The sequence below is a fragment of the Leucothrix pacifica genome (genome assembly GCF_003172875.1).
GTDB lineage: Bacteria > Pseudomonadota > Gammaproteobacteria > Thiotrichales > Thiotrichaceae > Leucothrix > Leucothrix pacifica.
Map to the genome: position 1 here is coordinate 25452 of NZ_QGKM01000005.1, position 23649 is coordinate 49100.

Sequence of the window (23649 nt, forward strand, 5' to 3'; positions counted from 1 at the left end):
CATCACCGCACCTGCGTCTTTTTTGGCGCTAATGCGTATTTCGCAAACTCCATTGAGTAGCTGGCACGACCTTGAGTTGCTGAACGCAAATCAGTGGCATAACCAAACATTTCACCCAACGGAACTTCCGCACGAATGATTTTCCCAGATGGCGAATCATCCATACCTTGAACGACACCACGTCGGCGATTTAAATCACCCATGACATCACCCATACTCTCTTCTGGTGTAACTATCTCAACCTTCATCACCGGCTCTAACAATGCCGGATCAGCCTGAAGCACACCTTCACGAACAGCCATCGAGCCCGCGACCTTAAACGATAACTCACTAGAGTCAACATCATGGAAGGAACCATCATAGAGTGTCACCTTGATATCCACACATGGATAACCTTCAAGCACTCCGTTTTCCAACTGCTCTTTGACACCCTGATCTACCGCCGAGATAAACTCCTTTGGAATCACCCCGCCTGTAATAGCATCAACAAACTCGTAGCCTGCACCCTCATCTTTGGGTTCAAGCTTCAACCAGACATGACCATACTGACCTTTTCCGCCAGACTGCCTGATAAATTTTCCTTCCGCATTGGCAGCTTTGCGGATGCACTCACGGTAAGAAACCTGAGGCGCCCCCACATTAGCATCAACGCTAAATTCTCTTTTCATACGGTCAACAATGATATCAAGGTGCAACTCACCCATACCTGATATGATTGTTTGACCACTTTCATCATCTGTATGTACACGAAATGATGGATCTTCCTGCGCTAACTTCGCTAGCGCAGAACTCATTTTATCTTGATCAACAGTTGTTCTGGGCTCAACGGCAACTGAGATTACCGGCTCCGGAAACTCCATGAGCTCAAGGGTAATTTTCTTATCAAGATCACACAGAGTATCACCTGTAATCACCTCTTTCAGACCTACTGCTGCAGCAATATCACCAGCCCTGACTTCCTGGATTTCTTCGCGCGAGTTAGAGTGCATTTGAAGGATTCTGCCTATGCGCTCTCGCTTACCTTTACGTGGATTAAAAATCACACTACCGGACTTCAACACTCCAGAGTAGACACGAAAGAAACAAAGTGAGCCTACAAACGGATCTGTTGCTATCTTAAATGCTAGTGCCGCAAAAGGCTCGTTATCGTCGGCACTTCGAAGCTCTCCACTGCCGGCACCATCATCAGTAACACCCTCAATAGCAGGGACATCTATGGGAGATGGCAGATAACTTACAACGCTATCAAGCACCGCTTGCACGCCTTTATTCTTGAACGCAGAACCACACATTGCAGGCACAATCTCACCTGCTATTGTTCTTTTGCGCAAACCCTGCTGAATTTGTTCTGATGTCAACTCACCCCCTTCAAGATAAGCCTCCATCATTTCATCGTCAGATTCTGCCGCCGTTTCGACAAGTAGCTCACGATACTCGCTAGCCTGATCAGCCAATTCCGCCGGAATCTCTTCTTCGCGGTAAGTCAAACCCATATCCGCATCATTCCAATAAATGGCTTTCATGCGAACTAAGTCTATAACACCGGCAAACTCTTCCTCAGCACCAATGGCTAACTGAAGAACAACCGGATTTGCACCCAACCGAGTCTTAATCTGATCTACAACACGCAAAAAATCCGCACCAGTGCGATCCATCTTATTGATGAAAGCAACTCGCGGAACGTTGTAGCGATCTGCTTGACGCCAGACTGTCTCAGACTGAGGCTCAACACCACCGACCGCACAAAACACAGCAACAGCACCATCCAACACACGCAGTGACCGTTCAACTTCAATAGTGAAGTCAACGTGCCCGGGTGTATCTATGATATTGATTCTGTGCTGATCAAACTGCTTATCCATGCCGGACCAGAAGCAAGTAGTTGCAGCAGAGGTGATCGTAATACCTCTTTCCTGCTCTTGCTCCATCCAGTCCATGGTTGCTGCGCCATCGTGCACCTCACCGATTTTGTGAGATACGCCAGTATAAAACAAAACACGCTCAGTGGTGGTTGTCTTACCAGCATCGATATGAGCCATAATACCGACATTACGATACTGTTCAACGGGAGTCACTCTGGACACAGCGATATTTCCTTTATCCTACTGCACTTACCAGCGGAAGTGAGCAAACGCTTTGTTTGCTTCTGCCATGCGATGCGTATCTTCACGCTTCTTAACCGCTGACCCACGCTTTTCAGATGCATCCATCAGTTCGCCAGCAAGCTTAAGTGCCATCGACTTCTCACCGCGCTTACGAGCAGCGTCAACCAACCAACGCATACCAAGTGCATTCTGACGAGACGAACGAACTTCAACAGGGACCTGGTAAGTTGCACCACCCACACGTCTAGACTTAACCTCAACCGAAGGACGAACATTATCAAGTGCTTCTTCAAGAACCTGAACACCTTCAGTGCCTTTCTTAGCAGCAATCGCGTCTAGTGCACCATAAACAACGCTTTCAGCGATTGATTTCTTACCATCTTTCATGATGGTATTTACGAATTTTGCAAGCAACTCACTTCCGAATTTCGGATCTGGAAGGATAATACGCTTGGGGACTTCTCTTCTTCTAGGCATGATCTATCTCTTTAACAATTCGTTGATTCAATTAGCTCTTAGGACGCTTTGCGCCATACTTAGAACGAGCTTGCTTACGGTTTTGTACACCCTGTGTGTCCAAGCTACCGCGAACAACGTGATAACGCACACCAGGTAAATCTTTAACACGACCACCACGAATCAGTACCACCGAGTGCTCCTGAAGGTTATGACCTTCACCACCGATATAACTACTTACTTCAAAGCCGTTAGTTAAACGTACACGAGCCACCTTACGAAGCGCAGAGTTTGGCTTCTTAGGGGTTGTTGTATATACACGCGTGCAAACACCACGCTTTTGAGGGCATGCTTCTAACGCCGGAACATTACTTTTTTCCGGTTTACGTGCACGTGGTTTACGAACCAACTGGTTAATCGTTGCCATTGAAAAAACTTCTCCTAATTTCAAAGGAACTTTGTTTCAACAGCAAAGCTCCACTAATACAATCGACCCTTAATAAGCCCATTGAAGGCGCGAAATTCTATGCTTCAAGCCGAACGCTGTCAAGCTTGGAACATAGAATAGTTGGAGTTTTTCTCCATTCGCGTCAGTTAATTTACATAACTCAGAAATCCAACAAATCCCTAAGCTTATTCATCAATCTCAATCGGTGTAACATCTATCTCGATCGGCTCAGCAGACGCGGTTGATTCAACATCAAACACGACATCACCGGGAACTGGCATTGTGCCCAGACCCAAGTTAGACGCTAAACCTGTCTTTCCATTCTTCTTACGTTCAACATGATGAGCAAGACCAGTACCTGCAGGAATCAAACGACCTACAATGACGTTTTCTTTCAGACCACGTAAGTCATCAGCAGCACCACGAACCGCAGCCTCTGTCAGTACTCGTGTTGTCTCCTGGAACGACGCAGCAGAAATGAACGAGTCAGTAACCAATGATGCCTTAGTGATACCTAATAGTAAGCGATCAAACTTGGCGACCAACTTACCTTCTGCTTCCAGCTGGTCGTTAACTTCTTTAACCTGACTGTAATCCAGCTGCTCTCCCTTAAGGAATGGACTGTCACCAGAACCAGTGATCAACACCTTGCGCATCATCTGGCGAGAGATAATCTCAACGTGTTTATCATTGATCTTTACACCCTGAAGGCGATAAACCTCCTGAATCTCTTTCACAAGATATTCAGCTAGTCTCGCAGGGCCAAGTAGTCGCAAGATATCGTGAGAACTAGGCTCACCACCTGCAATCATTTCACCCTTCTCAACCTTAGCACCCTCAAACACATCAAGGTTACGCCACTTAGGGATCAGCACTTCATAGGTTTCACCGTCATCAGCTGTTAGCATCAGACGCTTCTTACCTTTAGTTTCCTTACCCCACGCAACGGTACCTGAGATTTCAGCAAGGATCGCTGCATTCTTAGGTTTACGCGCTTCAAACAAGTCAGCAACCCGAGGCAGACCACCGGTGATATCACGAGTCTTTGAAGATTCTTGTGGCAAACGAGCAATAACATCACCAACCTGCACTGCTGCGCCATTGGACAAACCAATGATCGCACCACCCGCCAATGGGTACTGAACCGGGATACTACTATTTTCAAAGAACATGCTTTCGCCATTCTCATCCAAGATACGAACCATTGGGTTCATATCCTTAGCACCTGCTCCACGACTTGCCGGATCGGTAATAACAGTTGAACTCAAGCCCGTCATTTCATCGATCTGTGTATTAATCGTTGCCCCATCCTGGAAGTCTACAAAGTCCAGTGTACCCGCAACTTCAGATACGATCGGATGCGTATGCGGGTCCCAGTTAGCAACAATCTGACCGCGATCCACTTCATCACCTTCAGCAACGGTAATAACCGCACCGTAAACTACTTTATAACGCTCACGCTCACGACCATGATCGTCTTCAACACTTAACTCACCGGAACGAGATACTGCAACTAAGTTGCCATCTTTATTCGTCACCGTTTTAACATTAGTCAGTCGAATCTTACCTGCAGATTTAACGGTAATATTACTGTCAGCAGCAGCTCGACTTGCCGCACCACCGATGTGGAACGTACGCATCGTCAACTGAGTACCTGGCTCACCAATCGACTGAGCAGCTACAACACCGACTGCCTCACCCTGATTAACCAGATGTCCACGACCAAGATCACGCCCATAACAATGAGCACAAACACCATGATCAGCTTCACAGGTGATCGCAGAGCGTACTACAACCTCATCGACACCAAGATCGTCCAGACTGTTCGTCCAGTACTCATCCAACAGCGTATTTGCTGGGATAACAACTTCTTCCTTGGCGTTCTTCACATCAACAGCAGTGACGCGACCCAATACTCGCTGGCTCAATGGCTCAACCACATCACCACCATCGATGATTGGCTTCATCATCAGACCTTCAGAAGTACCACAGTCAACACTGGTTACTACCATGTCCTGTGCTACATCTACCAGACGACGTGTCAGATAACCCGAGTTAGCTGTCTTCAATGCAGTATCAGCAAGACCCTTACGAGCACCATGAGTTGAAATAAAGTACTGTAGTACGTTCAGTCCTTCACGGAAGTTAGAGGTGATCGGTGTTTCGATGATCGAACCATCTGGCTTAGCCATCAAACCACGCATACCCGCTAACTGACGAATCTGAGCGGCAGAACCACGAGCTCCGGAGTCCGCCATCATGTATACCGAGTTGAAAGAGTCTTGCTCTTCCTCTTCACCTTTTGCATTGATCACAGTCTCTTTACCAAGACCGTCCATCATTGCCTTAGCAACCTGATCATTGGTACGAGCCCAGATATCAACAACCTTATTGTAACGCTCACCCTGTGTTACCAAACCAGACGCATACTGATCCTGAATCTCTTTAACATCTTCCTCTGCACGAGCAAGAATCGTTTTCTTTGTTTCAGGAATTTCCATGTCATTTGCACAGAAAGACATACCAGCTTTCGTTGCGTAACGGTAACCGGTGTACATCAGCTGATCCGCAAAGATAACTGTCTCTTTCAAACCAACGGTACGATATGCTTCATTGATAAGGTTAGAAATAGACTTCTTCTTCAATACACGATTTAGCAAGTCAAAAGGCATTCCATCAGGCAGAACTGTCTGCAGAATCGCACGACCGACCGTTGTGTCGACAACACGCGTGCTGTGCTCTACATCACCACCCTCACTTAAGGCTGTATCGTTTATACGAACCTTAACTTTTGCATGAAGTGACGCCTGACCAGTCTCATAAGCGCGCAATGCCTCATCAGTGGAAGCAAACATCATGCCCTCACCTTTCGCATTGATGCTTTCACGACTCATATAGTACAAACCAAGAACGATATCCTGAGAAGGTACAATGATTGGCTCACCATTTGCAGGAGACAGCACGTTGTTTGTTGCCATCATCAATACACGCGCTTCAGTTTGTGCTTCGATAGACAATGGCACGTGTACCGCCATTTGGTCACCATCGAAGTCAGCATTGAATGCGCCACAGACTAATGGATGTAACTGAATCGCTTTACCTTCGATCAGCACCGGTTCAAACGCCTGAATACCCAAACGGTGAAGAGTTGGTGCACGGTTCAGCATAACAGGATGCTGACGAATGATATCCGCAAGAATATCCCAAACTTCTGATGTTTCGCGCTCAACTAATTTCTTAGCTGCTTTAACAGTCGTTGCAAGCCCTAGACGCTGCAGCTTACCGAAGATGAATGGCTTGAATAACTCAAGCGCCATCTTCTTTGGCAGACCACACTGATGCAAACGCAAAGTAGGACCAACCACGATTACAGAACGACCAGAGTAATCAACACGCTTACCAAGTAGGTTCTGACGGAAACGACCCTGCTTACCTTTGATCATATCTGCCAAAGATTTCAGAGGACGACGGTTAGAACCGGTAATTGCACGACCGCGACGGCCGTTATCTAACAATGCATCAACAGACTCCTGAAGCATACGCTTTTCATTGCGAACAATGATATCCGGTGCATTCAGATCCAATAGACGACGTAGACGGTTATTACGATTAATAACACGACGGTACAAGTCATTCAGATCAGATGTTGCGAAACGACCACCATCCAGTGGTACAAGCGGACGTAAATCAGGTGGCAGAACCGGTAGAATCGTCAGAATCATCCACTCCGGATTATTCTCAGACTCAAGGAATGACTCCATCAACTTCAAACGCTTACCGATACGCTTAAGCTTAGTTTCGGAGTTAGTTGCCGCTGCTTCCTCACGCATTTGCGAGATAGAATCTTTAAGATCAACAGAACGCAACATTTGAAGTACTGCTTCAGCACCCATCCCTGCTTCGAATTCTTCACCGAACTCTTCAACAGCTTCTAAATAAGCCTCATCACTAAGCAACTGGCCACGCTCAAGTGTTGTCATTCCAGGCTCAACAACGACAAAGGCTTCAAAATACAATACACGCTCAATATCACGCAGCGTCATATCAAGAAACAAACCGATACGTGACGGCAGTGACTTCAGGAACCAGATATGAGCAACCGGACATGCCAGCTCAATATGACCCATACGATCACGACGTACTTTAGTCTGAGTTACCTCAACACCACATTTTTCACATACAACACCACGATGCTTCAGGCGCTTATACTTACCACATAGACACTCATAATCCTTAACAGGACCAAAGATCTTAGCGCAGAACAGGCCATCACGTTCAGGCTTGAAAGTTCTGTAATTGATTGTTTCCGGCTTTTTTACTTCACCATACGACCAAGAGCGAATGATTTGCGGAGAGGCCAGACCGATTCGGATGCGGTCAAACTCTTCTGCTTCAGTCTGCTGCTTAAAGATATTTAATAGATCTTTCATATTAATCGCCTTAAATTCTGCTTTTACATTGTTGCTACGTAATGGAACGGTGGCGAGGTGCTTATCACCTCACCACTTAAGACATCACTCTTAGTCACTCTCAAGCTCGATATGAATACCCAGCGAGCGAATTTCCTTCATCAGTACATTGAAGGACTCAGGCATACCTGCTTCCATACTCAAGTTACCATCAACAATGTTCTTATACATGCGGTTACGTCCCTGAACGTCATCCGACTTCACCGTCAACATTTCCTGCAAGGTGTATGCAGCACCGTAAGCTTCCAGTGCCCAAACCTCCATCTCACCGAAGCGCTGACCACCAAACATGGCTTTACCACCCAGCGGCTGCTGCGTAACAAGACTGTAAGGTCCGGTCGAACGTGCGTGCATCTTATCGTCAACCAAGTGATTCAGCTTCAGCATGTGCATGTAACCGACGGTTACTTCACGCTCAAACGGATCACCGGTACGACCATCATGCAATTGAATCTGTCCAGTCTCAGGTAAATCAGCAAGTTTCAGCATTGCATGGATTTCTTTTTCAGAAGCACCATCAAATACTTGTGTCGCCATTGGTACACCGCGACGTAGATTATTAGCCATCTCCAACACTTCTGTGTCGTTCATTTCAGCAATATCACCTGCACCCTGACTCGGATTACCACCAGTACCGTAAACTTCACTCAGGAATGCACGCAAATCATCAATCTGAGCTTTCGCATCAACCATACGGCCGATTTTCTCACCCAAACCCTTTGCAGCCCAGCCTAAATGCGTCTCCAATACCTGACCGACGTTCATTCGAGACGGTACACCCAATGGGTTTAGTACGATATCGATCGGCTCACCGTTGGCCATATAAGGCATATCTTCAACAGGAACAATGCGTGAAACAACACCCTTGTTTCCATGACGACCCGCCATTTTGTCACCTGGTTGCATACGACGCTTAACCGCGACATATACCTTGATCATCTTCAATACACCAGGAGCAAGATCATCACCAGCAGTCAGTTTCTCTTTCTGCTTCTGAAGACGCTCTTCGTAGTACTTCTTCTGATCCAATAGCAATTGGTGCATTGCTTCAAGCTGCTCATTCACTTCTTCGTTACGCATGCGAAGTGCAAACCAGTCTTTACGCTCAAGCTCATCCAGATAAGTGCGAGTTACCTTACCGCCTGACTTGATATCACCGACGCCGCCGTCAGCAACCTTATTCAGAACCAACTTAGCAACACGATCAAATAAATCTTCTTCAAATACGCGGAGCTCATCACGAAGGTCGTTACGAACTTTTGCTAACTCTGACTCATTGATCGACTTAGCTCGCTCATCCTTCTCAACACCATCACGAGTGAAGACACGAACATCAATAACCGTTCCGTACATACTGGTAGAAACACGTGATGAGGTATCTTTAACATCAGATGCCTTTTCACCAAAGATTGCACGCAGTAGCTTTTCCTCTGGAGTCAGCTGGGTCTCACCCTTTGGAGTGACTTTACCAACTAAGATATCACCAGGCTTTACTTCTGCACCGACATGTACGATTCCTGACTCATCAAGTTTAGACAACAAACCTTCACTAACGTTTGGAATATCGGCTGTAATCTCTTCAGGACCCAGCTTAGTATCACGCGCTAAACAAGTTATCTCTTCGATGTGAATCGATGTAAAACGATCTTCTTCAACAACACGCTCAGAGATAAGAATAGAATCCTCAAAGTTGTAACCATTCCAAGGCATGAAGGCAATCTTCATGTTTTGACCTAGCGCCAACTCACCCAAGTCAGTCGACGAACCGTCCGCCAACACATCACCACGAGCAATTACATCACCCACCTTAACAATTGGACGCTGATTCAGACAGGTATTCTGGTTCGAACGCGTGTACTTGATCAGGTTGTAGATATCAACACCACCACCCTGCGCTTCGTCATCATTTACACGAACCACAATACGAGCAGCATCTACCGCATCAACAATACCACCACGACGTGCAGATACCGTTGAACCGGAGTCAACCGCAACCACACGTTCCATACCAGTACCAGCTACCGGAGTCTCAGCACGCAGACATGGAACTGCCTGACGTTGCATGTTTGACCCCATCAGTGCGCGGTTAGCATCATCATGCTCAAGGAAAGGAATCAATGAAGCAGCAACCGATACGATCTGTTTTGGCGATACATCCATGTATTCAACATCTGACGCAGGTGACAGTGTGAATTCATTTTGATAGCGAGTTGAGATCATGTCTTTTACAAAGCGATTATCGTCATCCAACTCAGCATTCGCCTGTGCGATTACAAAGCGTGACTCTTCAATCGCAGATAGATAATCGATCTGTGCAGTAGCAACACCATCAGTCACTTTTCGGTACGGCGTCTCAAGGAAACCATAATCATTAGTCTTTGCGAAAACAGCCAATGAGTTGATCAAACCGATGTTTGGTCCCTCAGGCGTTTCGATAGGACAAACACGTCCGTAGTGAGTTGGGTGTACGTCACGTACCTCAAAGCCCGCACGCTCACGTGTCAAACCACCAGGGCCAAGTGCTGATATACGACGCTTGTGCGTTACTTCAGACAATGGATTGTTTTGATCCATGAACTGAGATAACTGACTTGAACCGAAGAATTCTTTAACAGCAGCTGAAACAGGTTTAGCGTTTACCATATCCTGTGGCATCAGACCTTCGCTCTCAGCAACAGTCAAACGCTCTTTAACTGCACGCTCAACACGAACCAGACCGATTCGGAAGGCATTTTCTGCCATCTCACCAACACTTCGTACACGGCGATTACCAAGATGATCGATATCATCAATCACGCCATGACCATTGCGGATGTCGATCAGACACTTTAGTACATTAACGATATCTGAGTCTGCTTTACCGTCAGCCTTCAACTTATCGTACTGTTCACCATACTTCTCGATCTGCTCTTTTGATAGTGCATCAGTGCGCGAACTTAAGTAACGCTTATCAAACAGAATTGACGGGCCAACTTCTTCTGAGTACTCAAGACGACGATTGAACTTCATACGTCCAACGTCAGACAAGTCATAACGCTCTTCAGTGAAGAACAAGTTATGGAATAAATTTTCTGCTGACTCTTTGGTTGGTGGCTCACCCGGGCGCATCATGCGGTAGATTTCTACCTGCGCTTCAAGCTGTGACTGAGTTTGGTCAACATTCAATGTATTCGAAATGAATGCACCACAATCCAACTCGTTAGTGTAGAGAATCTCGAACTTTTTAATGCCGTTATCACGCAACGTTTCAATCACTGTATCAGTAATTTCAGCATTGGCAGCAACCAGCATCTCACCCGTCGATTTATCAACGATATTATGAGCAATTACTTTTGAGACCATGTACTCTTCTGGCACTTCAATTGTCTTAACGCCAGATTTTTCCAGGGTGCGGATATGCTTAGCCGTGATACGACGGCCTTTCTCAACAATGACATCACCTTCAACAGTGATATCGAATGTAGCCAGATCTCCACGTAAACGTTGAGGATCTAAGGCCATTTGAATTTTGGATTTATTGAGGGTTACTTCAATCGTGTCAAAGAAGAAATCCAGAATTTCTTCTGTCTCCATCCCTAATGCACGCAGAAGTACTGTCGCTGGCAATTTGCGGCGACGATCGATTCGTACAAATACAGAATCCTTAGGGTCAAACTCAAAGTCCAACCATGAACCACGATATGGAATGACGCGTGCATTATGCAGCAGCTTACCTGAGGTATTTGTCTTTCCCTTATCATGATCGAAGAACACACCAGGGGAACGATGCAACTGAGATACGATTACTCGCTCAGTACCGTTGATAACAAAAGTTCCCTTGTCCGTCATCAGAGGCATTTCACCCAGATAGACTTCCTGTTCTTTTATATCTTTAACAACACGTGTGTTTTTTGGTGCATCCTTATCGTAGATTACCAAACGCAACAAAACACGTAGAGACGACGCATAAGTTAAACCACGTAACTGACATTCACGAACATCAAATACTGGCTCGCTCAAGCGGTAGTCGACATACTCAAGGTGAACAAACCCAGAGTAGCTGTTGATTGGAAATACCGAACTGAAAGCCCCGTGAAGACCAATATTTTTACGCTCCTCCGGCTTCAGGCCAGGTTGCAAATATTGTCGAAACGAGCTCAATTGAATCGCGAGCAGGGATGGAATATCCATTACTTGTGGACGTTTACCAAAATCCTTGCGGATGCGTTTCTTCTCAGTGAAGGTCAAAGCCATCGTGTTTCCTCATCTAGTAACGGGCGGGAGCACTTTAAAGCGACAAAAGGCCGGCAGCAATTATTGCTACCAGCCCATCGTTTTTGAAAGTAAAAATCTACTTTCAGAACGTATACAACTTACTTAAGCTCGACTGCAGCGCCAGCTTCTTCAAGTTGCTTTTGTACATCAGCAGCGTCATCTTTAGATACGCCTTCTTTAACAGTTGCAGGTGTACCTTCAACCATTGCCTTAGCTTCTTTCAAGCCAAGACCAGTGATAGCACGAACAACTTTGATTACGCCGATTTTGTTATCGCCGAAGCTAGTCATAACAACATCAAACTCATCTTTTTCAGCAGCAGCTTCGCCACCAGCAGCAGCGCCAGCAGCAGGAGCAGCAGCAACTGCAGCAGCAGCTGATACGCCGAACTTCTCTTCCATTGCAGAGATCAGGTCAACGATCTCCATAACGCTTAACTCAGCAATGCCTTCTAGAATATCTTCTTTAGAAAGAGCCATTGTATTTCTCCTAAAACTTTAAGTCAGTATAAACAGTTTAATAAACAAACAACCTACAATTAGGCTGCTGTCTCTTCTTTCTGATCACGCACAGCGGCAACAGTACGTACAAGCTTTCCAGGCACTTCGTTAATAGTACGTGCCAACTTGTCCAGCGGTGCTCTCAGAGTACCAGCCAAAATCGCCAACGCTTCATCGCGTGTAGGCAACTTGGACAAACGCTCTAGCTCAGAAGCAGGGTAAAGTTCCCCACCTACAGCCAAAGACTTAACTACTAGCTTGTCATGATCTTTTGCAAAAGCTTCAACTAAACGTGCTGCAGAACCCGGATCTTCCTGAGAAAATGCCAGTACTAACGGACCAGAAAAACTCTCACTCATACATTCAAATTCTGTATTCGCAACAGCTAACTTAGCCAGATTATTCTTTACAACACGCAGGTAAACGCCAGTCTCACGCGCCTTAACACGCATTTCTGTCATTTCACCCACAGTCAAACCACGGTATTCAGCAGCTACCGCGGAATGAGCTTCTGCAGCCACCGTAGCGACCTCAGAGACAATCTTCTTTTTGTCTTCCAAAGTTAATGCCACAGCATCTACCTCTCTAATTCGGTGCACAAACCACCGTTAATCAAACACCTCAAACAACAAGATGATTATAGTGACGTGCCCCAAACCATTACTGACTTGGCTTACGTCATCTGCGCAGGCAATGGAGCGTTTAAGTTTCCAAAACATCTGAAAACACCTACGGTCTTGGACGACATACTAAAAAGTATATCTGTTTGCCATTTCTGGCAGCCCAGAGGGCATCAACAAATCCGGCTCCACCATGAGCAGAGCCGGATTATATTAATTCTAATTAAAACTTAACTGGCGAGTGATCTACAATCAGACCAGGACCCATTGTTGTGGATACTGATACTTTCTTGAAGTAAACACCCTTTGCACTTGATGGCTTGCCTTTATTCAAAGCGCCCAACAGAGCAACTAGATTCTCTTCTAACTTAGCAGAATCGAAATCAACGTTACCGATGCGGCAGTGTACGATACCAGCACGATCTGTTCTGAAACGAACCTGACCAGACTTAGCATTCTTAACAGCTTCAGCAACATTAGGTGTTACAGTACCAACCTTAGGGTTTGGCATTAAACCACGTGGACCAAGAATCTGACCTAGCTGACCAACGATACGCATTGCATCTGGGCTAGCGATAACAACATCGAAGTCCATATTGCCTTTCTTGACTTCTTCAGCAAGATCTTCAAAACCTACGATATCAGCACCAGCTTCTTTAGCTGCATCAGCATTCGGGCCTTGTGTAAACACTGCAACACGTACAGTCTTACCAGTACCGTTCGGAAGCACAGTAGCGCCACGAACAACCTGATCAGATTTACGAGGATCTACACCAAGATTGACACTCACATCAACACTCTCAGTAAACTTGCTTTGAGGCAGCCCCTTTAAAAGATCAAAACCTTCGCTAATCGCGTAAACAGCATTTGGATCGATTTTTTCAGCGATCGCTTTTTGACGCTTAGTTAACTTAGCCATTTTACACGCCCTCCACATCGATACCCATACTGCGAGCAGTACCGGCAATTGTACGAACCGCTGCATCCATATCGGCTGCTGTAAGATCTGGCTCTTTCATCTTGCAAATTTCTTCAACCTGCTCACGAGTCATCTTACCTACCTTAACGCTGTTCGGCGTAGCAGAACCACTCTTAAGGCCTAACGCCTTAAGGATCAGTACTGCAGCAGGAGGAGTCTTCGTAATAAATGTGAAGCTACGATCATTGTAAACTGTGATTACAACAGGAATCGGCAAACCATTTTCTACGTTCTGTGTAGCAGCATTGAATGCCTTACAGAATTCCATGATTTGAACACCGTGCTGACCCAGCGCCGGACCAACCGGTGGACTTGGATTAGCTTGACCCGCAGGAACCTGCAGTTTGATGTATGCTTGTACTTTCTTAGCCATTATTACTCTCCAGTGGGTGCAAACGTCTTACGACTCCCCAGTAGATTATCTAAAATCAGATCTTTTCAACCTGAAAGAATTCCAACTCAACTGGCGTTGAGCGTCCAAAAATCTGTACTGAGACAAGCAATTTGCTTTTCTCATAGTTAGCCTCTTCAACAACACCATTAAAGTCATTGAACGGACCATCTTTAACACGTACCACTTCACCAACTTCGAAGAGAACTTTAGGACGAGGAGCATCTACACCCTCCTCTATGCGATTCATAATCGCATTCGCTTCTTTTTCAGAAATTGGAGCCGGCTTATCACTGGTACCACCGATAAACCCTAAAACCTTAGGCGTATCTTTAATTAAATGCCATGACTCATCGTTCATGTCCATTTCAACTAAAACATACCCTGGAAAAAACTTGCGTGAGCTTTTTCTTTTTTGACCATCTCTCATTTCAACGACTTCTTCAGTCGGAACGAGAATACTGCCAAAGTACTCTTGTAAACCCAGACGCTCTACTCTTTCTTCAATAGAAGCTTTTACACGAGCTTCAAAGTTCGAGTAAGCATGAACAACGTACCATCTCATAGCCATATCAATTAACTCCCAGTCGCGAGAAGTACTTTAACTCCCCAACCCAGGAACATATCGACGAACCAAAGAAATATTGACAGAATCACGACAATGATAAAAACCATTAGCGTGGTTTGCATTGTCTCTTGACGTGAAGGCCAGACGACCTTGCGAACTTCAGTTCTTGCAAGACCCATAAAGGTTAGCAAGCCCTTGCCTTTAGTTGATGTCAACGCTATCGCTGCACCTACACCTGCTATAGCCAGCAAACCTAGTACTCGATATAATAGCGATGCATCCGGGAATAAATAAAAAACAACGATTGAAGCAATTAACAGCAACAAGCCGACTAACAACTTAATAGTATCTATCATTGAGTTTTTTGGCTCTGCATTAGTTGCCATTTACTTACTCACCTGTTTGTAATTTAATTTATTGTGTTTCAGATGGCAGGCCAGGAGGGAATCGAACCCCCAACCTACGGTTTTGGAGACCGTCGCTCTGCCAATTGAGCTACTGGCCTAATTTAAAATACATCTAAACTAGCTGAAACAACAAAACGAGGGAGAAACACCCCCTCGCCTTCGAACAAATGGGACGCGATTATAACAGAAAGTTGATGTTACTCAACAACTTTCGCCACAACACCCGCTCCAACTGTACGTCCACCTTCACGAATCGCGAAGCGTAGACCTTCATCCATTGCGATCGGGTTAATCAGAGTAACAACCAACTTAACGTTATCACCCGGCATAACCATCTCAACACCCTCTGGCAACTCACAAGCACCAGTCACATCAGTCGTACGGAAGTAGAACTGTGGGCGGTAATTTGAGAAGAAAGGAGTGTGACGACCACCCTCATCTTTTGACAAAACATAAACTTCTGCTTCGAACTTAGTGTGTGGGTTGATTGAAGCAGGCTTACAAAGCACCTGACCACGCTCAACATCTTCACGCTTCGTACCACGAAGTAGAATACCTACGTTATCACCTGCTTCTCCACGATCAAGAAGCTTACGGAACATTTCAACACCAGTACACGTTGTCTTCTGAGTATCACGAATACCAACGATTTCAACTTCGTCACCAACGTTGATTACACCACGCTCGATACGACCAGTTACCACCGTACCACGACCCGAGATTGAGAATACGTCCTCAACCGGCATGATGAAGTCACCTTCAACTGCACGCTCTGGCTCTGGAATGTGCGTATCAAGTGCATCAACCAGCTTGACAACCGCAGAAACACCAAGACCATCAGCATCTTCGCCGTTCAGACCCATTAGCGCCGAACCAACAACGATAGGTGTGTCATCACCTGGGAACTCGTAAGTATCCAGAAGATCACGAAGCTCCATCTCAACCAACTCAACCATTTCGTTGTACTCTTCAGTACCGAAACCGCCACAATCTTCTGCAAGAAGATCAGCTTTATTCAGGAATACAACAACGTATGGAACACCAACCTGACGTGACAACAAGATGTGCTCACGAGTCTGAGGCATAGGACCATCAGTTGCACCACAAACCAGGATTGCACCATCCATCTGCGCAGCACCAGTGATCATGTTCTTAACGTAGTCGGCGTGACCCGGGCAATCAACGTGTGCATAATGACGAGTCTCTGACTCGTATTCTACGTGTGACGTAGAGATCGTTATACCACGTGCTTTTTCTTCAGGAGCATTATCGATTTCATCGAATGCCTTAACCGCTCCACCCATTTTCTCAGCCATGACCTTAGTCAATGCTGCAGTCAGCGTAGTTTTACCATGGTCAACGTGACCAATTGTGCCGACATTAACGTGCGGCTTCGTACGTACAAAAGTTTCTTTAGACATCTCGCAACACCTTGAGTAGTAGAGATTAATTCACATTCTTTCAATTTGGAGCCCATAACCGGATTTGAACCGGTGACCTCATCCTTACCAAGGATGCGCTCTACCGAACTGAGCTATATGGGCCTTCCTGCTTTCTAACTCAGCTTTTCTTGCAATATGGAGCGGGTGATGGGAATCGAACCCACGTAGTCAGCTTGGAAGGCTGAAGTTCTACCATTAAACTACACCCGCATTTTCTTACAGCAAGAAGCAAAGCTTCTCATACAAATACGGATTTACAAGCTAATGCAAATCCGTACATGCAAAATTTGGTGGAGGGAGGAGGATTCGAACCTCCGAAGCCGAAGCAGCAGATTTACAGTCTGCCCCCTTTGACCGCTCGGGAATCCCTCCAAACGAGCGCCGCATTTTGTACGAGACCCTCCGGACTGTCAACATTTAATTGTTATTTTTTTTAAACATATTTGAAGAAAAAGCACTCACTATTTTGTAAGCACTTATAAAGCTTAAACTTTCGCTAAAATTGGCTTCAAATAATATCCGGTGTACGAACCTTTCTTTTTTGCCACCTGCTCTGGCGTTCCTACCGCCACAACCTTTCCACCTCGATTTCCACCCTCCGGACCAAGATCAACGACCCAGTCTGCTGTTTTAATCACATCCAGATTATGTTCTATAATCACAACCGTATTTCCTTCATCACGCAATCGATGTAAAACCTTCAACAATACATCAACATCATGAAAATGCAGCCCCGTGGTGGGTTCATCCAATATATAGATCGTTTTACCTGTACCACGCTTAGAAAGTTCCTTTGCAAGCTTAACCCGTTGCGCCTCCCCGCCCGACAAAGTCGTCGCATTCTGCCCAAGCGTGATGTAAGACAGACCCACATCCATAAGCGTTGATAACTTATTATAAATACCAGGTATCGCGCTAAAGAACTCCACCGCCTCCTCAACGGTCATCGCCAAGACTTCATTGATGTTTTTACCCTTAAAGCGAACATCAAGTGTTTCACGGTTATAGCGCTGACTATTACAAACATCACAGGGGACATACACATCAGGCAGAAAGTGCATCTCAACTTTGATCACACCATCCCCACTACAAGCTTCACAGCGCCCACCTTTGACATTGAAACTAAAGCGCCCCGGCGTATACCCTCTGGAGCGTGCTTCTTGTGTCGCCGCAAACAACTCCCGTATCGGTGTAAACACCCCTGTATAAGTAGCAGGGTTAGAGCGCGGTGTACGCCCAATCGGGCTTTGATTGATATCAACCACCTTATCAAGAAGCTCCAAACCTTCAATTTTCTTAACTGCCGCACCCGTGACATCCGAACCATTCAAATGCTTCGCGATATTTGGATACAAGGTTGCATTGATAAGGGTCGATTTACCTGAACCAGACACCCCCGTCACACACGTCATCAAACCGATTGGAATTTCTGCAGTGACATTCTGCAGATTATTCCCCGTCGCCCCAATGAGACGTAGCATTTTCTCTGTATCAACCGGATGACGTTTTTTTGGTACCTCAATTACCCGCTCACCAGACAGGAATTGCCCCGTGCAAGACTCAGGTACCGCCATCACTTCCTCCGGTGTACCTTCCGCAATAATCGTTCCTCCGTGCGCACCAGCACCGGGACCGATATCAACCACGTAGTCCGCCAGACGAATCGCATCTTCGTCATGCTCTACAACAATAACTGTGTTCCCCAAATCACGCAGGTGAATCAGTGTTTTCAGCAAACGGTCATTATCACGCTGATGCAAACCTATCGATGGCTCATCCAGAACGTACATGACACCCACCAAGCCAGCACCAATTTGCGAAGCCAGACGTATACGTTGTGATTCTCCACCAGACAAACTATCAGCACTGCGACTTAGTGACAGATAATCCAATCCCACATTCACCAAAAACTCCAACCGCAAACTAATCTCGCGTAGGATTTTCTCTGCAATTTGACCCTGCTTACCGGGCAATTCGAGGTTTTTGAAGAAATCCAGCGTTTCGCCAATAGCCCACTCAGTGATCTCTGACAAATTCTTATCCGCGACGAAGACATGTCTGGCTGCCTCATTCAAACGAGCACCATGGCAACTTGGACAAGGCCTAGTCGATAAGTACTTCATCAGCTCTTCACGCACACTATTGGAGTCCGTATCCCGATAGCGTCGATCCAGATTATTCAGTATGCCTTCGAAAGGATGCGTCTTTTGATAGACCTGCCCCTTCTGACCGACATAGCGAAACTCAATCGCTTTTCGACCACTCCCTTGCATCAACACTTTCTGAACAGACTTAGGAAGATCTTTGTAAGGTGTCTCAACATCGAAATCATAAGCTGCTGCCAATGAATCAATGAGGTGAAAGTAATAAGCATTGCGACGATCCCAACCCCTGACCGCTCCCTCAGCCAGGCTCAACTCAGGCTTGGTCACCACACGCGATTCATCAAACGCCTGATGCACACCCAAGCCATCACACGTCGGACAAGCCCCACTTGGGCTGTTAAATGAAAACAGCCTTGGCTCTAGTTCTGGCAATGAATAACCACAATGCGGACAGGCATAATTTGCAGAGAACAATAAATCAGCCTGAGAGTCATCATCCATCCACGCCACACTCGCCAGACCATCCGCTAAGCGCAAAGCAGTTTCAAAGGATTCAGACAACCTCAGCTCAAGGCCTTCCCGCACCTTGATGCGATCCACTACGACTTCAATGGTGTGCTTCTTTCGCAACTCAAGCGTTGGTGTGTCGTCCAAGTCATAAACTGTCCCGTTAACTCTGGCCCGTAAAAAACCCTGCGCTCGTAGCTCATCAAATAGCTTGGCGTACTCCCCTTTGCGGTTTCTCACAACAGGTGCGAGCAGCATCAGCTTTGACCCCTCTGGCAAAGCAACCACCGCATCAACCATTTGCGTGACTGTTTGCGCCTCCAGCGCCTGACCATGCGTCGGACAGCATGGTGTACCAGCTCGTGCATACAATAAGCGGAGGTAGTCGTAGATCTCAGTCACCGTCCCTACGGTTGAGCGTGGATTATGCGAGGTAGTTTTTTGTTCAATCGATATCGCCGGTGAAAGCCCTTCGATATGATCCAGATCCGGCTTCTCCATCATGGATAAAAACTGTCTGGCATAGGACGATAAAGATTCAACGTAACGCCTCTGACCTTCCGCAAAAATCGTATCAAATGCTAGTGATGACTTTCCCGAGCCGGACAACCCGGTAATGACAATCAGCTTGTCACGCGGCAGGTCGATATCAATATTTTTGAGGTTATGGGTACGCGCCCCGCGCAAACTGATTTTTTTCACAATGAGATATTCTGCTTTCAAAAAATTATCTGGTAATATGCCGACTTGCTCATCTCATGACAACCCTCATATAAATCTCCATGAATAAACTCGAACAACGTACCGCCCTATCCCTTGCTGCTGTATATGCTGTTCGTATGCTCGGTTTATTTATGATCCTACCGATACTGCCGCTATACGCTGAGCGCTTCGAGGACGCCACACCCTTCCTGATCGGCCTAGCGATTGGCGTCTACGGATTAACACAGGCGACATTCCAAATCCCTCTGGGCTTACTATCTGATCGCTTTGGACGTAAGAAAATTATTATTGGAGGCTTGCTGATTTTTGCACTCGGTAGTGTGATTGCCGCACTCTCAGACAACATCTATAGCATTATTATTGGCAGGGCTATTCAGGGCATGGGAGCCATTGCAGCTGCCACTATGGCACTAGCGGCTGATCTGACCGAAGAAAATAATCGCGCCAAAGTGATGGCCAGTATTGGCATGACCATCGGCGTCGCATTTGCAGTCGCGATGGTTGTCGGCCCGATACTTGATCAATGGTACGGCTTATCAGGCATCTTTTGGATCACAGCACTACTTGCACTGATCGGCATTGCCTTGGTGGCTTTTGTGGTCCCACAACCAAAGAAACTCTTTCATCACCGCGATGCTGGCGTACTTGGCGATTACATCTTGCCTGCGCTTAAGAATGCCAATTTACTGCGAATGAATGCAGGTGTCTTTGTGCTCCATATGGTCATGACCGCAAACTTCACCATCTTACCGCTAATATTCAAAAACCAGCTTGAGCTGGCAAGCGCCTCCCACTGGAAAATCTACTTACCGGTATTCGGGCTGTCGTTTATCTTTGCGGTTCCAATGATCATCCTTGCAGAGAAGTACCAAAAGATAAAACCACTACTCATTGGCACCATTGCAGCATTATTACTAGCCCAACTTGGCATGGCTGCCAGCTCAAATATAATATGGCTACTCCTGCTTAGCTTCCTGATCTTCTTTATCAGCTTTAATTTTCTCGAAGCAGTACAACCATCACTTGTAGCTAAATACTCTGGCGTCAATATCAAAGGCACGGCAATGGGTGTATTTAGCACATCGCAATTTATGGGAATATTTGTAGGCGGCGTGATCGGTGGTTTTTTACTGCAGCAATTTGGACAAGCCGCTGTGTTTATCTTTGGCGCAGTGGCTGCCCTACTGTGGCTGACGCTGACATTATCATTACCTGCCCCGAAATTTTACAAGAGCAGGTTATTGAAATTGAATCACGCAATGCTGACCAATGGACAAGCAACGAGCGAAGCACTTAACCGTGTTGCTGGCGTAAAAGAAGTCGCCATCGCGGTTGATGAAGGTATTGCTTACCTTAAAGTCGACAATAAAGAATTGAACGAATCAGACTTACTCGCTTTTCAGTAATCCCCAACTACGGCTCGACCTGACACAGGCCATAGACAATAATTAAGTCATCACCGAGATAGAGCAATGGAATTCGATCGCGCATCCAGGGTGGAATAGCGAACTGCTGAAAAATTTGCTTGAGGGGGATAGATTTATTTCTGCCCTTTGGCAAGATTGACTCACCACCTCGCCGGAACTTAACTGTTAGCCCCATCTCTTTCGCAGGATCTTCGGTCAGCTTTTCCTGCCAACTATCCAATGACTCCATCTTAAGCACAACACCCAAAGATTCAATCATTAGGTCTTCTTCTAACCCCCAATAAAAGGCCTGACCCGGATCATGCTCAGACAACGGTTCCATGACGTAAATATCGCCCTGATAGCGCCGAATTTCTGCACCAGACCAGTTTACGCAAGGCATTGCATCTTCCGCTGAAAACAGCACATCCGACACGACATGCTGTAGTTTTTTCGCTGAGGGCACCCGAAAACCAGAGACCACTATCCATTGCCGCAATAACGCCCTTCTCCGGTCTGGCTCGCACTGAATCAAGGCACTGACTGACAGTGTCCCGTCCACAGAACCTGTCATAGCGTCCAGATCTTTCGCAACATAATAATCCAATAAACGCTGGGTCTCCGCCTGAATCAAGGCAGAGCGAGACAGCGTCTGATAACAACCAGGCCAGCGCTCAGCTATCTGAGGTAAAATTTGATGTCGCAAGTAATTTCGATCGAATCGTAAATCGGCATTACTGCCATCTTCGACGAAACTTAAATGATGTTGCTGCGCGTAGGACTCGAGTTGTTCGCGTGAGAAATTCAGCAAAGGCCGCATATGATTACCTGCAGCAAAGCTCGTGATCATTGGCATAGCAGCAAGCCCCGCCACCCCGGCACCTCGTAACAACTGAATCATCAATGTTTCAGCCTGATCGTTTTGGTGATGCCCTGTCACTAACACCTCACCCTCAAGCAGATGCGCCTTAAACGCCTGGTAACGCATGTCCCGCGCGTATGCCTCAAGACTCGCACCCTCTGGAACATCCAGATTCAGGGAAACACGCTCGAATGGAACCGATAACTCATTGCAGATTTCACGACAATGACGCCCCCACCAAGGCGAAGCATCTTGCAGCCCGTGATCAATATGAATTGCCCGAACATTGATATCGGGCAATCGACTCATGAGATGTAGCAATACATGTGAGTCCAGTCCACCACTGTAGGCGACCAGAAAATCGCGCTGCTCCAGAATGGAAAACAGCGGCGTAATTCCAACTAGCAGATCATGCTTCAAACTGACCGTAGCTCATTAAACGCTCATAGCGTCGGTCTAATAACTGCTGAGTATTTAATGCACCCACTTCACGCAGACTGCTGGCAATCGCTTCTTTCAGGTTAGCGATCGCTTCTTCGTAATTCCGGTGAGCACCACCCAAAGGCTCAGGGACAACACGGTCAACCAAACCAAGCGCATGTAACTTCTCAGCCGTGATCCCCATCGCCTCAGCAGCCTCGGCAGCCTTATCTGCACTCTTCCACAAAATTGAAGCGCAACCTTCCGGTGAGATTACGGAGTACGTAGCATACTGCATCATCTGCACCACATCACCAACGCCAATTGCCAATGCACCACCAGAACCGCCTTCACCCATTACCGTTGCGACGATCGGTGTTTTCAGCTTTGCCATTTCGAACAAGTTACGAGCGATCGCTTCACTTTGTCCCCGCTCCTCCGCACCAATCCCCGGATAGGCACCGGCAGTATCGATAAAGGTCAAAACCGGCAGGTGAAACTTCTCTGCCAATCTAAGCAGACGTAATGCCTTACGATAACCTTCAGGTCTTGGCATACCAAAATTACGACGAATATTTTCTTTCGTATCACGGCCTTTCTGGTGACCAATAATCATTACCGGACGACCTTCAAAACGAGCAATACCCCCGACAGTGGCATGATCATCAGCATAAGCACGGTCACCATGCAGCTCCTGAAAATCTGTGCACAGACCAGCAACGACGTCTAATGTGTAAGGACGCTTAGGATGACGGGCGATTTGCCCAACCTGTTTTGCAGACAACTTTGAGAAAATTGATTTCGTCAGCGACTCCACCTTTTTCTCAAGGCGCGACACATCATCGGCCAGATTAATATCTTTATCACTAACCGTACGAAGCTCATCAATCTGAGCTTGCAACTTGGCAATGGGCTGTTCGAAATCTAGATAATCTGGATTCATGCTATGTATTTTCCTTACAATCCTCAAATTAACCGCAAACGTGA

Annotated in this window: 16 protein-coding genes and 4 tRNA genes; 1 reads left to right on the top strand and 19 read right to left on the bottom strand. The window is 46.4% G+C overall.

Features of this window, described 5'->3' with window-relative positions:
- Positions 1–2: 2 nt before the first annotated feature.
- From fusA to uvrA, 17 genes are all read right to left on the bottom strand, one after another.
- Positions 3–2084, bottom strand: a complete 2082-nt coding sequence (fusA, locus tag DKW60_RS02605) for an elongation factor G (RefSeq protein WP_109836110.1) — start codon at positions 2082–2084, stop codon at positions 3–5.
- A gap of 27 nt (positions 2085–2111) precedes the next feature.
- Positions 2112–2582, bottom strand: coding sequence for a 30S ribosomal protein S7 (gene rpsG / locus DKW60_RS02610; RefSeq protein ID WP_109836111.1), 471 nt, complete (start codon positions 2580–2582; stop codon positions 2112–2114).
- 31 nt (positions 2583–2613) lie between these two features.
- A complete protein-coding gene (rpsL, locus tag DKW60_RS02615) occupies positions 2614–2988 on the bottom strand; it encodes a 30S ribosomal protein S12 (RefSeq protein WP_109836112.1) in 375 nt (124 codons plus the stop codon).
- A gap of 206 nt (positions 2989–3194) precedes the next feature.
- Positions 3195–7439: a DNA-directed RNA polymerase subunit beta' gene (gene rpoC / locus DKW60_RS02620; RefSeq protein WP_109836113.1), complete on the bottom strand. Its 4245-nt coding sequence runs from the start codon at positions 7437–7439 to the stop codon at positions 3195–3197.
- Between the two features lie 90 nt (positions 7440–7529).
- The gene (gene rpoB / locus DKW60_RS02625) at positions 7530–11711 is read right to left on the bottom strand and encodes a DNA-directed RNA polymerase subunit beta (RefSeq protein ID WP_109836114.1); all 4182 of its coding nucleotides are present in this window, start codon (positions 11709–11711) and stop codon (positions 7530–7532) included.
- A gap of 119 nt (positions 11712–11830) precedes the next feature.
- Entirely contained in the window at positions 11831–12211 is a 381-nt protein-coding gene (gene rplL / locus DKW60_RS02630; protein WP_109836115.1) for a 50S ribosomal protein L7/L12, read from the bottom strand.
- Positions 12212–12270: 59 nt separating this feature from the next.
- A complete protein-coding gene (gene rplJ / locus DKW60_RS02635) occupies positions 12271–12804 on the bottom strand; it encodes a 50S ribosomal protein L10 (RefSeq protein WP_109836116.1) in 534 nt (177 codons plus the stop codon).
- Positions 12805–13075: 271 nt separating this feature from the next.
- Positions 13076–13771, bottom strand: a complete 696-nt coding sequence (gene rplA, locus DKW60_RS02640) for a 50S ribosomal protein L1 (RefSeq protein ID WP_109836117.1) — start codon at positions 13769–13771, stop codon at positions 13076–13078.
- Between the two features lies 1 nt (position 13772).
- Complete coding sequence (rplK, locus tag DKW60_RS02645) at positions 13773–14204, bottom strand: 50S ribosomal protein L11 (protein WP_109836118.1); 432 nt, start codon at positions 14202–14204, stop codon at positions 13773–13775.
- Between the two features lie 55 nt (positions 14205–14259).
- Positions 14260–14793 carry a transcription termination/antitermination protein NusG gene (nusG, locus tag DKW60_RS02650; RefSeq protein ID WP_109836119.1) on the bottom strand — a complete coding sequence of 178 codons (534 nt, stop codon included), beginning with the start codon at positions 14791–14793 and terminating at the stop codon, positions 14260–14262.
- Between the two features lie 5 nt (positions 14794–14798).
- The gene (secE, locus tag DKW60_RS02655) at positions 14799–15176 is read right to left on the bottom strand and encodes a preprotein translocase subunit SecE (RefSeq protein WP_109836120.1); all 378 of its coding nucleotides are present in this window, start codon (positions 15174–15176) and stop codon (positions 14799–14801) included.
- A gap of 43 nt (positions 15177–15219) precedes the next feature.
- Positions 15220–15295: transfer RNA gene (locus DKW60_RS02660), tRNA-Trp, on the bottom strand.
- Positions 15296–15394: 99 nt separating this feature from the next.
- Positions 15395–16618: an elongation factor Tu gene (gene tuf / locus DKW60_RS02665; protein ID WP_109836121.1), complete on the bottom strand. Its 1224-nt coding sequence runs from the start codon at positions 16616–16618 to the stop codon at positions 15395–15397.
- Between the two features lie 46 nt (positions 16619–16664).
- Positions 16665–16741: transfer RNA gene (locus DKW60_RS02670), tRNA-Thr, on the bottom strand.
- 34 nt (positions 16742–16775) lie between these two features.
- A tRNA-Gly gene (locus tag DKW60_RS02675) sits at positions 16776–16849 on the bottom strand.
- A 78-nt stretch (positions 16850–16927) separates the two neighbouring features.
- A tRNA-Tyr gene (locus DKW60_RS02680) sits at positions 16928–17011 on the bottom strand.
- Between the two features lie 113 nt (positions 17012–17124).
- On the bottom strand, positions 17125–19953 hold the full coding sequence (gene uvrA, locus DKW60_RS02685) for an excinuclease ABC subunit UvrA (RefSeq protein ID WP_109836319.1): 2829 nt from the start codon (positions 19951–19953) through the stop codon (positions 17125–17127).
- A gap of 80 nt (positions 19954–20033) precedes the next feature.
- Here uvrA and DKW60_RS02690 point away from each other — a divergent pair, with 80 nt between their 5' ends.
- Positions 20034–21380 (top strand): MFS transporter, encoded by a 1347-nt coding sequence (locus DKW60_RS02690; protein WP_109836122.1) that lies wholly within the window; start codon positions 20034–20036, stop codon positions 21378–21380.
- A 7-nt stretch (positions 21381–21387) separates the two neighbouring features.
- On the opposite strand, the gene tilS is transcribed toward DKW60_RS02690, so the two are convergent.
- Positions 21388–22662, bottom strand: a complete 1275-nt coding sequence (tilS, locus tag DKW60_RS02695; protein WP_109836123.1) for a tRNA lysidine(34) synthetase TilS — start codon at positions 22660–22662, stop codon at positions 21388–21390.
- Complete coding sequence (gene accA, locus DKW60_RS02700; RefSeq protein WP_109836124.1) at positions 22652–23605, bottom strand: acetyl-CoA carboxylase carboxyl transferase subunit alpha; 954 nt, start codon at positions 23603–23605, stop codon at positions 22652–22654. Before accA ends, tilS begins: the two co-directional genes overlap by 11 nt.
- Positions 23606–23649 lie beyond the last annotated feature (44 nt).

Coding starts and splice junctions, on each gene's coding strand:
- rpsG (WP_109836111.1), bottom strand. CDS start 2,582: ATGCCTAGAAGAAGAGAAGTCCCCAAGCGTATTATCCTTCCAGATCCG.
- rpsL (WP_109836112.1), bottom strand. CDS start 2,988: ATGGCAACGATTAACCAGTTGGTTCGTAAACCACGTGCACGTAAACCG.
- rpoC (WP_109836113.1), bottom strand. CDS start 7,439: ATGAAAGATCTATTAAATATCTTTAAGCAGCAGACTGAAGCAGAAGAG.
- rpoB (WP_109836114.1), bottom strand. CDS start 11,711: ATGGCTTTGACCTTCACTGAGAAGAAACGCATCCGCAAGGATTTTGGT.
- rplL (WP_109836115.1), bottom strand. CDS start 12,211: ATGGCTCTTTCTAAAGAAGATATTCTAGAAGGCATTGCTGAGTTAAGC.
- rplA (WP_109836117.1), bottom strand. CDS start 13,771: ATGGCTAAGTTAACTAAGCGTCAAAAAGCGATCGCTGAAAAAATCGAT.
- rplK (WP_109836118.1), bottom strand. CDS start 14,204: ATGGCTAAGAAAGTACAAGCATACATCAAACTGCAGGTTCCTGCGGGT.
- nusG (WP_109836119.1), bottom strand. CDS start 14,793: ATGGCTATGAGATGGTACGTTGTTCATGCTTACTCGAACTTTGAAGCT.
- secE (WP_109836120.1), bottom strand. CDS start 15,176: ATGGCAACTAATGCAGAGCCAAAAAACTCAATGATAGATACTATTAAG.
- tuf (WP_109836121.1), bottom strand. CDS start 16,618: ATGTCTAAAGAAACTTTTGTACGTACGAAGCCGCACGTTAATGTCGGC.
- DKW60_RS02690 (WP_109836122.1), top strand. CDS start 20,034: ATGAATAAACTCGAACAACGTACCGCCCTATCCCTTGCTGCTGTATAT.
- accA (WP_109836124.1), bottom strand. CDS start 23,605: ATGAATCCAGATTATCTAGATTTCGAACAGCCCATTGCCAAGTTGCAA.